The sequence below is a fragment of the Vibrio sp. 10N.247.311.49 genome (assembly GCF_041467655.1).
GTDB classification, from domain to species: domain Bacteria; phylum Pseudomonadota; class Gammaproteobacteria; order Enterobacterales; family Vibrionaceae; genus Vibrio; species Vibrio crassostreae_C.
In genome coordinates, this window is record NZ_JBFSVA010000003.1 from 269,555 (window position 1) to 282,803 (window position 13,249).

The 13,249-nt window shown below is 46.4% G+C and carries 9 protein-coding genes; 7 read left to right on the forward strand and 2 right to left on the reverse strand.

Annotated elements, in window-relative coordinates; translation table 11 throughout:
• Nucleotides 1-122: 122 nt before the first annotated feature.
• Nucleotides 123-1,397: an amino acid deaminase gene (locus AB6E54_RS05565; protein WP_372106673.1), complete on the reverse strand. Its 1,275-nt coding sequence runs from the start codon at nt 1,395-1,397 to the stop codon at nt 123-125.
• A 176-nt stretch (nt 1,398-1,573) separates the two neighbouring features.
• Between AB6E54_RS05565 and AB6E54_RS05570 the strand changes: the two genes are divergently transcribed.
• From AB6E54_RS05570 to AB6E54_RS05595, 6 genes are all read left to right on the forward strand, one after another.
• On the forward strand, nt 1,574-3,007 hold the full coding sequence (locus tag AB6E54_RS05570; RefSeq protein ID WP_102428088.1) for an amidohydrolase family protein: 1,434 nt from the start codon (nt 1,574-1,576) through the stop codon (nt 3,005-3,007).
• Nucleotides 3,008-3,110: 103 nt separating this feature from the next.
• Nucleotides 3,111-3,503, forward strand: coding sequence for a RidA family protein (locus AB6E54_RS05575; RefSeq protein WP_017065166.1), 393 nt, complete (start codon nt 3,111-3,113; stop codon nt 3,501-3,503).
• 206 nt (nt 3,504-3,709) lie between these two features.
• Nucleotides 3,710-5,224, forward strand: a complete 1,515-nt coding sequence (locus tag AB6E54_RS05580; protein ID WP_048660497.1) for a sodium:solute symporter family protein — start codon at nt 3,710-3,712, stop codon at nt 5,222-5,224.
• A 92-nt stretch (nt 5,225-5,316) separates the two neighbouring features.
• A complete protein-coding gene (locus AB6E54_RS05585; protein WP_017065168.1) occupies nt 5,317-6,264 on the forward strand; it encodes a sugar kinase in 948 nt (315 codons plus the stop codon).
• A gap of 20 nt (nt 6,265-6,284) precedes the next feature.
• The gene (locus tag AB6E54_RS05590) at nt 6,285-6,914 is read left to right on the forward strand and encodes a bifunctional 4-hydroxy-2-oxoglutarate aldolase/2-dehydro-3-deoxy-phosphogluconate aldolase (RefSeq protein ID WP_017070148.1); all 630 of its coding nucleotides are present in this window, start codon (nt 6,285-6,287) and stop codon (nt 6,912-6,914) included.
• Nucleotides 6,915-7,041: 127 nt separating this feature from the next.
• Nucleotides 7,042-9,492, forward strand: coding sequence for a family 20 glycosylhydrolase (locus AB6E54_RS05595; RefSeq protein ID WP_372106671.1), 2,451 nt, complete (start codon nt 7,042-7,044; stop codon nt 9,490-9,492).
• Nucleotides 9,493-9,612: 120 nt separating this feature from the next.
• On the opposite strand, the gene AB6E54_RS05600 is transcribed toward AB6E54_RS05595, so the two are convergent.
• Nucleotides 9,613-11,676 (reverse strand): ATP-binding protein, encoded by a 2,064-nt coding sequence (locus AB6E54_RS05600; protein ID WP_372106669.1) that lies wholly within the window; start codon nt 11,674-11,676, stop codon nt 9,613-9,615.
• 230 nt (nt 11,677-11,906) lie between these two features.
• On the opposite strand from AB6E54_RS05600, the gene AB6E54_RS05605 reads away from it, so the two are divergent.
• A complete protein-coding gene (locus AB6E54_RS05605) occupies nt 11,907-13,247 on the forward strand; it encodes a sigma-54-dependent transcriptional regulator (RefSeq protein WP_371724762.1) in 1,341 nt (446 codons plus the stop codon).
• The last annotated feature ends 2 nt before the right edge of the window (nt 13,248-13,249 follow it).

Consider the following 13,249-nt stretch of genomic DNA (forward strand, 5'->3'; position numbering starts at 1 on the left):
AATCTAGCTCGTAAGAAGCAAGCTCTTTAGCTTTTTATGAGCACTAATCCATTAAAAACTAAGCCTTAGCCCCGTTAGTATATCTTATTGCTTCGCTGATTCTAGCTTATTGAAAAATCGAACTAGAAGCAGGTTTCCACCCAGTTTGTTACCTGATGGTCGTCATCGCTGATGGCAATGTAGCGCCACTTATCGAAGGTTAAACACGGGTGTGAGGTTGAGAATGCAATCATGTCGCCCACTTCAATTTCAGAAGAGCCGTCCGTTTCAACAAAGGTATGCTGATCCATCACGGCGGTCGCAGTCAGCCCTTTCACAGAGATAGCTTCGCCATTGCGATAGCCGCGTTCGGCAATAGGTAACCCCGCATCAAAGGCCACATCACGCTTGCCTAGCCCAACAACTAGTTTGGTCGGTTCTGGGCGAGAGATTACATACGCCCATACCTCAAGTGCCGATTCGAGATCTCCACCCAATTCGCACGCGTAACCTTGGTTTACTTGGGCACGCTGCAACACCTTGCTTTGAGCGTCTAGGTAGATACCTGTGTCGTGAATCGCGTAACAGCCCGGGCGGATGATCGCCAAGTAATCGGTTAGGTTCGCTAAACATTCTGCAACCACGTCATACCAAGCCGAACCTGCACCAGTGATGATAGGTTGCCCTGCAATTAGGCCATCTGATGCGAGGCTTTCGACCGAGGTCAGCGCTTGGTTTAAGAAGGTACGAATGTCTTGCTCGGCATTGTCGCCATGAATCACGCCCTCATACACCTCAATACCCGCTAGCGAAAGTGCAGGCGTATCTTGAATGGTTTGAGCCAGTTCTAAAACTTCTTGAGGTGAACGACAACCACAACGGCCACCCGGAACACCAAACTCGATTAGAGCTTTTAGCGTCTGCTTTTTGTTGGCGAAGTATTGGTTGAGTTGCTGCACGTTTACCGATGAATCCACACAGCAATAGAAATCAACGTCGAACTCACTAATAAGCTGTCCGATGATCGCCATGTTGGTTTTACCTACCAATTGGTTAGCCATGATGATTCTTTTTGCGCCTGCCATTGCTGCAATTTCTGCTTGTGCAGGTGTCGCAACGGTAATTCCCCAAGCGCCATTTTCTAGCTGTTGACGGAAGAAATCAGGCGTCATCGATGTTTTGCCATGTGGCGACAATTTAACCTGATGATGATCGGCGAATGATTGCATCCAATTCAGGTTATTGGTCAACGCTGATTGTTTGATAATTGCTACCGGAAGCGAAATGTCTTCATCAACCAGTCGATAAACACCGTTCTCAGATTGTGATACAGCTCTCCCTTTTTGGCCTTTTTCAGTCAAGATGAAACTATCTTTTTGATACTTTATAACATCTTTTTGTGCAGGGTTATGTTTCATTGCTGATTCCTAACATGATTTAAGTGGTTGTTATTTAATGTTTAAATATATCTGTAATGTGTTTTGTGATAGAAACTATCACACAAATTAAAATATTATGTGTGTTTTGTCACTGAAAATAATCGGCTGGATTTCTAATATAGCTCCATCAACAAAGTGGATTGAGAGAGTGAGAAATGTTGTTCGATACGATAATTAAAAATGTAGAGGTGTTTGATGGCACCGGCGAACAATCGTTTTGTGCCGATGTAGCAATCCGAGATGGAAAAATCGCCGAAATTGGCAAAATCGATCATGAAGATTGCAGCCAGTTGGTTGAGGGAGCAGGCTTAGCATTGGCTCCTGGATTCATCGATGTACACACACACGACGATACCAATGTTATTCGTTACCCTGACTGCCTACCAAAGATCAGCCAAGGTGTGACAACCGTGATTGTTGGTAACTGCGGTATCAGTGCATCACCTACAGTTTTGGCCGGCGACCCACCAGACCCAATGAACCTTTTAGGCGCGCAGGTTGATTTCAAATACCCAACCTTTGCCGCGTATGCACAAGCAGTGGAGCAGGCGCAACCAGCGGTGAACGTAGCAGCGTTAGTTGGCCACACCACACTGCGTAACCAAGTGATGGACGACCTACAACGCACCGCAAGCGAAGAAGAAATTGCAGCAATGCAAAGCAACCTTGATTTAGCAATGGAGCAGGGCGCATTAGGCTTGAGTTCTGGTTTGGCTTACGCAAGTGCGAAGCAAGCCAACGCGAATGAGGTGATGCAGTTAGCCAAAGTGCTGTCTAGCCATGGCGGCATCTATACCACGCATATGCGTACCGAATTTGAAGAGATCTTAAGCGCGATGGAAGAGGCGTTTGAGACAGGCCAATACGCGAAAGTACCGGTTGTTATCTCTCACCTTAAATGTGCAGGTGCAGGCAACTGGGGCAGAACCGTTGAAGTGCTTGATTTGATGGACAAGGTTTCAGAGCACCAAGATGTGTCTTGCGACTGTTACCCATATTCAGCGAGCTCTTCGACGTTAGATTTAAAACAGGTGACGGACGATTTCGACATCTTCATCACTTGGTCTAAAGCAAAGCCTGAACATGCAGGCAAAACGCTTAAGCAGATTGCTGATGAGATGAACCTACCACTGATGGACGCAGCAAAAGCGCTTCAACCAGCCGGTGCGGTTTACCACTGCATGGATGAGAACGACGTAAAGCGCGTATTGAAATACAAGCTGACCATGGTTGGTTCTGATGGTTTACCAAATGACCCGCATCCACATCCAAGATTGTGGGGCACTTTCCCGAAAGTCTTAGGCCACTACTGCCGAGATGAAAAACTGTTTGCGCTGCCAGAAGCGATTCACAAAATGACCGGAATGTCTGCGAAGCGCTACAACCTCGCGGGAAGAGGTGAGATTCGCCAAGACGCATTTGCCGATTTAGTTTTATTTGATCCAAAGAATATTAAAGACACAGCAACATTTGAAAACCCTATTTCAGTTGCTGAGGGAATCGAAAGTGTATTTGTAAATGGTGAGTTAACTTACCAAAAAGGAAAAGTAAAAAATAATCGTTCAGGCGTTTTTATTTACCGTAATTAGAATTTAATTATTTTATTAAATATACAGTAATAAGAAAACGACGAATTAATTTAAATATATTGGAACAGAACCAATATTATCTATAAAGAAGTGGAGTTAAAAAATGACTATTAAACGTTACGGTGTTGAAGGCGGTACAGGTACAGGCGGACAACATTTACCATTTGCACGCGCAACTGAAGCGGGTGGTTTCCTATACGTTTCTGGCCAGACACCGATGACAGATGGTGAAGTGGTAGAGGGTGGCATTGTTGACCAGTCTCGCCTAGCGATCCAAAACTGTGTCGATATCATGACTGAAGCGGGCTACGGCCTAGAAGACGTAATGCACGTAAAGGTTGTGCTAACGGATTCTCGTTACTTCCAATCTTTTAATAAGGTATTCAAAGAGTTCTTCGGTGCTAACCCACCGGCTCGTATCTGCATGGTCTGTGACCTAGTGGTAGACGTGAAGGTTGAAGTAGATGTGACTTGCTACCGCGCGGATCGCGTTTAGTAATAACCTAATCACAATTACCTACTTAGAGAGTATTAGGGGTTAGTCATCACTGTTATTATCCTTTAATACTCTCACCCTACATTTATAAAAATTACTTTAATTAAAATAGATAAAATCAATAAAGTAATTATATGAAATATAAAAATGAATGAATCATAAATAAATTTCAAGAATGAACTCAATATTTCACTGAGAGGTGTCAAATGAACAGCACACTTTTTCTTACAGGCTTCGGCGTGTACGTATGTTTTCTAATTTGGTTAGGCTGGTTTGTCTCGCGTAATCAAAAATCTGGCGAAGATTTCTTATTAGGCGGCCGTGGCCTGCCATTATTCTTAGTACTTGGTACAACGGTTGCGACTATGGTCGGCACGGGTTCAAGTATGGGCGCGGTTGGCTTCGGCTACGCAAATGGCTGGGCAGGTGCTCTGTACGGAATTGGCGGTGCTGTGGGCATCCTATTGCTTGCACTTTGGTTTGCTCCGGTTCGTAAACTGAACTTCATGACCATGAGTGAAGAGCTGGCTTATTACGTTGGCGCTAACCGAATCGTAAAAAACGTGGTTGGCCTACTTATCTTTATCGCGTCAATCGGTTGGTTAGGTGCGCACATTCTAGGTGGCGGCATGTACCTAGCGTGGATTGCAGACATCGACCTTAACCTTGCGAAAATTATTATTGCTGCAGCTTTCACTATCTACGTTGTTATCGGTGGTTACACAGCAGTTGTATGGACCGATACGATTCAAGCAATCATCCTTTTTGCTGGCTTCATCCTAATGGCGGTAATGTCTGTTGATCACATTGGTGGCATGGATAACCTTTACGCTGCGATGGACCCTGCTGCTACAAGCTTTTTAGCAATCGATAAACTGGGCATTCTGCCTGCTGTTTCTCTGGCTGTGGTTATCGGTGTGGGCGTACTTGCAACACCTTCATTCCGTCAGCGTATCTACTCTGGTAAAGATGTTTCAACTATCCGTCGCTCATTTGTCGCTTCTGGTGTGTTGTACCTTTTCTTCTCTATTATTCCAGCAATCATTGGTATGGCTGCGCACGCAATCGACCCATCATTGGATAACCCGAACTACTCGTTCCCATACGTAGCTGCAACGGTTCTTCCAGTTGGCGTAGGCATGATTGTTCTTATCGCAGGTCTATCTGCAACCATGTCGAGTGCAAGCTCAGATGCGATTGCCGGTGTATCTATCCTACTGCGTGACGTGTACGTGATGTTCACAGGCCGCGTACCAAACAAAGAATCAATGTTGAACTACTCTCGTCTAGCTTTGGTTGTGGTGATTGGCTTCGCACTACTGTTCGCACTGACGTCAAACGACATCATTGGCTACATCACTAAGATGATTTCAACGGTTATGTCGGGCATGTTTGTGTGCGGTATGTTGGGTAAATTCTGGAAACGCTACAACTGGCAAGGTGCGCTTGCAACACTAGCGGGTGCTTCTGTAGCTTCATTCGTAGTAATGTTAAACGCTGACTACACAGCCTTCTGGGGCAACCCAGTTATCCCATCATGTCTGTTTGCTCTAACGGCAGGTGTGGTTGTGAGCCTAGTGACTCCGGCTAACCAAGTAACACCTGAAATGGCAAAAGCGATTCTTGATGACGAGCGTGCTCTGATGGAGATGGAAATGTCTGAGACTGGCGTACTTGAAGAAGAAGCGGCACCTCAACGTCCTGCAAATCAAACAAGCTAAACCTAGTCTCCACAACTGGTTTGCTTAATTCAGGCCCTGCTTAACGGTAGGGCCTTTTCTAAAGTCAATTATCTCTATTTTTAGGAGCGGCTATGTCGGCATCTTCTCTGTTCAATATTGCTTTCTTCGGCGAATGTATGGTCGAAATCAGCGGCTCTCCATTAACCAAAAAGTTTGGCGGTGACACACTTAATACCGCACTTTACCTTTCTCGCTTAACTCAACATCAAAACCTCTCTGTGCACTATGCGACAGGGCTTGGCAGTGATGAGCTGTCTCAAAATATGATTGATAGCTGGCAACTAGAAGGCATTCAAACCAATTTCGTCGAACGCATTGCGAACAAGCTTCCTGGACTCTACATGGTTGAAACCGACGAGACAGGCGAGCGACACTTTCATTACTGGCGCAACGACGCGGCAGTCAAATCTTACTTTCAAGCTAGTGATCTGAATAAGCTTGAAATCGCCCTGACCGAGAAACAAGTCGATGCGGTTTACATCAGCGGTATCAGTATCGCGATTTTAGATGACGCCTATCGTGAGCGCTTATTCAAAGCTATTAGCGTGTTCTCAAATCAAGGCGGCAAGCTGATTTTTGATAACAACTATCGCCCGCAACTTTGGACGACTGAACAAGCTCAGCATTGGTACGCCAAGTTACTACCATTGGTCGACATTGCACTGATTACCGAAGACGACGACCTGCTGGTTTGGGGCAATGGCGAGAGCGTTCAACAACGCTGCCTTCGCTTAGGCTGCCAAGAGATCGTCATCAAACGTGGCTGTGAGCCATGCAAGATTGTTCAAGTTGAACAAGGCGATGTTGTTGAGAGTTATGTATCCGCGACTCGTGTTTCTAACGTGGTCGACACCTGCGCAGCAGGTGACTCCTTCGCTGCGGGTTATCTGGCGGCGCGTCTTACAGGTGAGAGCACCAATGATGCAGCTGAACTGGGTCACCAACTGGCTTCTACCGTTATTCAATACTCAGGCGCGATCATCCCGGTAAGCGCTATGAATCACTTAATTAAAAAATAGAAAAACAAAGCGAATTTATTATGTCTCAAGAAATGATCAACACACTTAAGCAGTTCAAAGTTATCCCTGTTATTCAAATCAACAAGGTGGAACATGCGATTCCACTAGCAAAAGTGTTAGTAGAAAACGGCCTGCCAGTCGCAGAAGTGACGTTCCGTACCGAAGCGGCAGCGGATTCGATTCGTGCGATGCGTGATGCCTACCCAGAGATGTGTATCGGTGCTGGTACAGTATTAACGCCAGCGCAGATCGACCTTGCGAAAGAGGCGGGCAGCGAATTCATCGTAGCACCGGGCCTGAATCCAAACACCGTAAAACGCTGCCAAGAGATCGGCATGCCAATCGTTCCGGGCGTAAACAACCCAAGCCAAGTAGAGCAAGCGCTAGAGCTTGGTCTTAACTTCTTGAAGTTCTTCCCTGCAGAAGCGTCTGGCGGCATCAACATGGTGAAATCTTTACTCGCACCTTACGTTGATGTGTCGCTAATGCCTACTGGTGGTATCGGCAAACACAACGTTAATGACTATCTAGCTGTGGATCGCGTGGTGTGCTGTGGCGGTACTTGGATGGTATCTCCGAAGATGATCGAGAACGAACAGTGGGACGAGATCGCGGAGTTAGTCCGAGAAGCGGTCGCTCTTGTGAACTAACGAGAAGCGTTTGGAATAAAGATAAGTGTTTTAAATAAAGATAAACAACAGCAGTGGTTGATGGTTCTGTTTTGTGAATTGCCTCCGATAAACAAAACAGAACGCCCTTTATATAGGAAAACTAATAATGAAAAAAACTATATTGTCTCTATTGATTTCAAGTTCAGTAGTGTCCCCAATGGCGTTAGCAATGGCTCCGAATACCGATCTAAATTTAATGCCGTATCCACAAACAGTCGAGCTGCAAGCTGGGCAAGTTAAGGTCGACGGTAACTTCAAGGTTTACATCAAAGGCTTTAACTCTGATCGCGTTGAATACACCGCGAAACGCTTTATCGATCGCCTAGAGCGCCAAACTGGCGTGCCGATTCTAAACTGGCAGGTTGATAGCGCAGACGAAGCGAACCTGATCATTGATATCGACGCGGCGCCAAAGTCTGAAGTACAGAACATCGACTCTGTAGAGTCTTACAAAATTACGACTCAGGGTGAGCAAATCACGCTGAGCGCACCAAGCCCATATGGCGCTATTCACGGCATCGAAACCCTTTTACAGCTCGTTGAAACCACAGCAACTGGCTACCATATTCCTGCCGTAACCATTGTTGATGAGCCCCGCTTTCGTTGGCGTGGAGTCTCTTACGATACCTCGCGTCACTTCATTGAATTTGATGTGTTGATTCGTCAGCTAGATGCGATGGCTTCTGCGAAAATGAACGTGTTCCATTGGCACTTCTGGGACGATCAAGGTATCCGCATTCAAACGGAATCTTGGCCGCGTCTATGGTCAGAAACCACTGATGGTGATTACTACACCAAAGACCAAGTTCGTTACTTAGTTGAGTACGCTCGTAATCTTGGTATTCGTGTTATTCCAGAAGTTTCACTGCCGGGACACTCTTCTGCTGTGGCGCACGCTTACCCACGCTTGATGTCGGGTGGTGAAGGTCAAAGCTACGAACAAGAACGTGGCTGGGGTGTATTTGAGCCATTGATGGACCCACTTAACCCAGAGCTCTATGAAATGCTGGGCGACGTGTTTGATGAAGTGACAGAACTGTTCCCAGACGAGTACTTCCACATTGGTGGCGATGAGCCGAACTATGCGCAATGGAAAAACAGCGAAAAGCACCAACAGTTCATCGAAGAGAACAATATCGATGGCGAGCGCGGCTTACAGTCTTACCTCAACGTAAAAGTTGAAAAGATGCTGGAAGAGCGTGGCAAGAAGATGACGGGTTGGGATGAGATTTGGCATAAAGATCTGCCAACTTCTATCGTGATTCAAAGCTGGCAAGGACACGACAGTATCGGTCGTGCGGCGAAAGAGGGCTACCCAGGTATTCTGTCTACGGGTTACTACCTAGACCAACCTCAGCCAACCAGTTACCACTATCGCAATGATCCAATGCCAAGTGGCATCACGGTTGACGATAAGCTGCACAGTGGTGAGAAGTTTGTGACTTACCAATGGCAAAAGCCTCGCTCTAAAGGCAGCCCACGTAAGGGAACACTGACTATCATTGAAGCGCAAGACGGTACTTTCCGCGCGTTCAGTGATTACAACGGTAAGTCTCGTGAAGAGATCTACATCCTTGATTATGTGCCGGGTAAAACCTTTGTCGGCCACTTCGATAACTTCATGTCGTATACCGAATTCAACCTGAACTTGAATCCAAATGGGTTTGCGGAAGGCAGCTATCAGTTAATTGGTAACGTGCGCTGGCCAACCACAGGCGAAGTGATTGCGAGCAGCGATGTAGAAGGCAGCGTGATCCCTGAGCCAAACGGAGGCTACCCCGCGGAGCTAACCGACAAAGAAAAAGAGCTGATTTTAGGCGGCGAGATCACCATGTGGCTAGAAAACAAAGACAGCCTCACGGTCGAAAACTACCTATGGCCTCGCAGTTATGCAATTGCAGAACGTTTCTGGTCGGATGCAGAACTGACAGACGAACGCAGTATGTATAAGCGCATGAAAGCAATGGATACATGGTCGGAAGTATCGGTAGGGCTACGTCATCACGCAGATGCTGATATGCTGTTGAAGCGCATTGCCAAAGGCCAAGATATTCACGACCTGCGCGTGCTAGCAAAATACACCGAGCCGGCTCAATACTATGCTCGCAACTGGGAAAAGTGGAACTCCACTGAACCTAAGGGCACCTTGTACAGCCAATACGAGCGCCTAAATCGCTTCGTGGATGCTTTGCCAGTAGAAAGCTACGCGGTGTATGAGATGCAAGACTTGGTCAATGAAGTGGCGACAGGCAATCAGCAGGCGCTAGAGCAACTTGCAGAGCATTATCAGCAAGCAAAATCAGCTGCACTAGCGGCGGAAACTGTCTTCGCTGGTAACGTGTCTTCGGTAGAGACTGTGGTGGTTGCAGAGAAAACCGTTGAAGTTGCAGATTTAGCATTAACTTTGATTGCTAAAGCGCAAGCTGGCGAGAAGGTAAGAGAAGCTGACGTGAATGCCTACCAAGCGATACTGTCTGATTCAGCGAAAATCTACGATGAATCGATCATCGCGATTGTGCGCCCAACAGAACTGTTGTTGAAGCAGTTAGCTGAGTAAGTCGTTAACGGATTAGTGAATAAGTCACACGCCAATAAGTGAATCAAAACCGCCCTCTGTGGGCGGTTTTTTAGTTCTAGCGCTTCAATAGAATGTGGAGTTCAAGGTCTGTGTAAGTAACTACTCACTATCGCTATTGTTTAGTGTTAACGTAAATGTCATGCCTTGGTCTGAATTGTTCTTCGCTATTAATGTGCCTTGCATATCGCGCACGTTGTTCGCTGTGATAGCCAACCCGAGCCCCAAGCCTTCGCCCATCTTTTTGTTGGTATGAAACGGTTCGAAAATGGTTTCGAGTTGGTCTTCTGATACACCGCAGCCATTGTCTTGCACCTTGATGATCACACGTTGTTGATCGGTATGTGCACTGATAACAATGGTCGCGGGTGTTTGATTCTGAGTAGCATCGATGGCGTTTCTAAGCAGGTTACCAAGCACTTGGCGAAGTCGTGCTTCTTCTCCCATTACCATCGAAATATTGGAAGCGATACGCACACGAATATCGACGCTGTCTAGCTCGGTTTGATGAATACGCAGGGTTTCTTGCAGTGCGTCTGTTAGGGAAACAGGATAAGGTTTCTCAAGCCTTTGAAAGGCGAATGACTTCAGCTGGCTAGTCATGTTAGCCATTCGGTCGATTAGGCTCATCACCAGATCCATGTTCGCTTTCAGCATCTTAGTCTCGCCTCTTTCCATCAGCAACTGGTTACTCGAAAGTAGGGTTTTTAGGCCAGTAAGCGGCTGATTGAGTTCATGAGTAATCGCACTCGACATCCGCCCTAGTGCAGCCAGTTTGCTAGATTCGACAAGTTCTTGCTGCGCATCTTTTAGATCTTGAGTTCGCTCTTCTACACGTAGTTGAAGTGTTTTATTAGCGTTTTGCACTGCAATTTCTGCTTTTTTGCGCTTACTAATATCGATCACGGTACACAGATAATAAGTGGTCGCATGCCAAGGAAAGGCACTTATAGAAAACAGTACCGGAAAGTAGCTACCATCGCTGCGTCTTGCCATGGTTTCGACGCTGGTTATTTCGGCCAGTTCTTGGTGTTGCTCTAGGTTCTGAAGCAACTGCAAGGTGGTTGAATTCGGGTTACCTGCCTCAAATAACTGCCACGCCTTGATGTTATTGATCATTGAATCAGATAGTGAAAAGTAGTTCTTCGCCATCAGGTTGATATCGTGAATGCGTCCGTGTTTATCGATCAGTATTAACCCAACATGGGTTTTATTGATCATCCCAGACAGTCGTTTCTCAGACTCTTCGATAAGCTTTTGGATTCTCAGATTGCTGAGCTTTTTCTGGCGTCTTTGGTAAAGAATAACCAACAGTAACAGAATGAAAAGACAGCCAACCGCCACACTCCAGCTGATCCAGTTCGTGGTCTGGTTGAGGCTGGTTAATGGCGTTAGGTAGGTTAAGCGCCAATTGAGGTCGTCTAACTTGATTGACTGAATCAGGTAATCCTTACCTTGCAGTCGCCAAACGCGAATATGGGTTTGGTCGTACAACTCGCGTTTTGTGGCTGTTGGCTGGGAATTGAAGGTGTCATTGAACCAATCGGCACTCAGCTTGTTGTCGCTGGAGAGGAAGAACTGATCTCTAGGGTTCTGGAACAGTATCGCTTCACCATCGGCGAACCATTGATCGGTCAGTAACGACAAGTCGATTTGTACCGCCACAATACCTACTATATCTGACGCTCGATAAACGGGTGCGGCAATGAAGTAATCGGGCGTCACGCCTTTGTTTTTTGTTACCACTGAAATCGCACCACCTTGCTGGTGGATTTTAGAAACAATCATGTTGGCGTTCTTATTGCTCAGTTTGCTTCTTTCGACACTCGATACCAACAAATCCCCTTCGCCAGAAAGCAGATACCAACCTTTGGTATTGGCGGCTTTGTCCAATTGAATCAGTTGCTTCTTGATACGTTTTTCGAGTAGTTGTTCACCATCAATGAAACGGACACTGGTCTCATCGTTGGTCACCAGGTAGGGCAAATAATAGAAACGCTTAAGGGTTCGCCTCGCTTCTGCAATGTAACCAAGGAAGCGTTGTTCGGCGTAGCGTTGGGCTTGCTCGAGTTTCCACTGGCTGATGCCATTCTTGGTGGTGACCTGCACCAATCCAATCAATAAACAGGTACACAGGAATAACCAATATCGATTGTTGTTAACCATGCTTGATTAAATCCTTTTAAAATTAGTGATTTACCTATCTAGATTAATGAGATACGAAGCTTCACTGTTTTATTGCTTGGAAGGTGGAGTGTGGGACAAATCGAAGCTAACAAACATTATTAAACTGTTAAAGGAGTGTTATTCAAAGTGGGAGCTAGCTCCTTTTCGTCTGAGGTTTTTTTACATACCGTGGACGATATTAATCAGATGTAGAGTGGCGGAACCAAACTATGCAGCGTATTGCTTTAATTGAAGATGACGCGATTGTGCGTCAAGCAACCAGCCAATGGTTGCAGCTGGCGGGCTTCGATGTCACCGCATTTGAAGTAGGACAAGATGCGTTAAACGCCGTAGAGCAGGGTGATTTTCAAACCATTATCACCGATGTTCGTTTACCTGATATTGATGGTGTTGATCTGCTAGGGCGTTTCAAAGGTCTTGTGCCAGATGTGCCTGTTATTTTGATTACTGGGCATGGTGATGTCGATATGGCGGTGAAAGCCTTACAGCAAGGTGCCTATGACTTCATTGAGAAGCCATTCGACCCAGAGCGTCTGTCTCAAACGGTATCGGAAGCGGTAGATAAACATCAAAGTGGCCAAGACAGAAACAGTCGTCAGAACTATCTGGATAACCTTAAGGGCATTGAACAGGTGCTGATCGGTCGCAGTAAAGTGATGTGTGAACTGCGCGAGCAAATCCAGAAAGTCGCTTCCATAGACACCAACGTGATCATCTATGGTGAAACGGGTTGTGGTAAAGAGCTGGTCGCCTCTTGCTTACATGAATTCAGCCAACGTAAAACCCATCCGTTTGTTCCGCTCAACTGTGGCGCAATCCCAGAAAATCTCTTTGAAAGCGAGCTGTTTGGACACGAAGCCGGAGCGTTTACTGGTGCGGCCAAACGACGCATTGGTAAGCTGGAATTTGCCGACAAAGGCACAGTGTTCCTTGATGAAATAGAGAGTATGCCGCTGTCGATGCAGGTAAAAGTGCTGCGCACCTTGCAAGATAATGTCGTCGAACGCGTGGGGGGGAATCAGCAACAACATGTTGATCTACGAGTGGTCTCTGCCTCGAAAAGCGATCTACTGAATCACCCCGACTTTCGCCAAGATCTATTCTATCGTTTGAATGTTGCCCAGCTGCATTTGCCTCCACTCAGTGAGCGTGAAGAAGATGCCTTACTTTTGTTTGAACACTTCACCCAAGAAGCCAATTCCGAAACACGTATAGCCAGTGAGGCTGATCGCTATGCACTGCTCTCGTATGCGTGGCCAGGCAATGTGCGTGAACTGCGTAATGTTGCGATTCGTTTTGCATTGGATGAAAGCTTGACCGTTGGGGATATTTTGGCGTGTCGTCCCAATTCTGTCACAGAGTCCACAACGGCGGGCATCCCTTTGGCGGTTCAAGTACAGAGCTTTGAACGGAAAGTGATTCATGATGCGCTAGTTCGTTATCAGGGACGCATCAATGATGTTATGCAAGACTTGGATTTACCTCGTCGAACATTGAACCAAAAGATGGTGCGTTATGGGTTAAATCGAAGTGACTATGTTGACCCTTAGAG

Coding starts and splice junctions, on each gene's coding strand:
- AB6E54_RS05580 (WP_048660497.1), top strand. CDS start 3,710: ATGAACAGCACACTTTTTCTTACAGGCTTCGGCGTGTACGTATGTTTT.
- AB6E54_RS05605 (WP_371724762.1), top strand. CDS start 11,907: ATGCAGCGTATTGCTTTAATTGAAGATGACGCGATTGTGCGTCAAGCA.
- AB6E54_RS05585 (WP_017065168.1), top strand. CDS start 5,317: ATGTCGGCATCTTCTCTGTTCAATATTGCTTTCTTCGGCGAATGTATG.
- AB6E54_RS05595 (WP_372106671.1), top strand. CDS start 7,042: ATGAAAAAAACTATATTGTCTCTATTGATTTCAAGTTCAGTAGTGTCC.
- AB6E54_RS05590 (WP_017070148.1), top strand. CDS start 6,285: ATGTCTCAAGAAATGATCAACACACTTAAGCAGTTCAAAGTTATCCCT.
- AB6E54_RS05565 (WP_372106673.1), bottom strand. CDS start 1,397: ATGAAACATAACCCTGCACAAAAAGATGTTATAAAGTATCAAAAAGAT.
- AB6E54_RS05570 (WP_102428088.1), top strand. CDS start 1,574: ATGTTGTTCGATACGATAATTAAAAATGTAGAGGTGTTTGATGGCACC.
- AB6E54_RS05600 (WP_372106669.1), bottom strand. CDS start 11,676: ATGGTTAACAACAATCGATATTGGTTATTCCTGTGTACCTGTTTATTG.
- AB6E54_RS05575 (WP_017065166.1), top strand. CDS start 3,111: ATGACTATTAAACGTTACGGTGTTGAAGGCGGTACAGGTACAGGCGGA.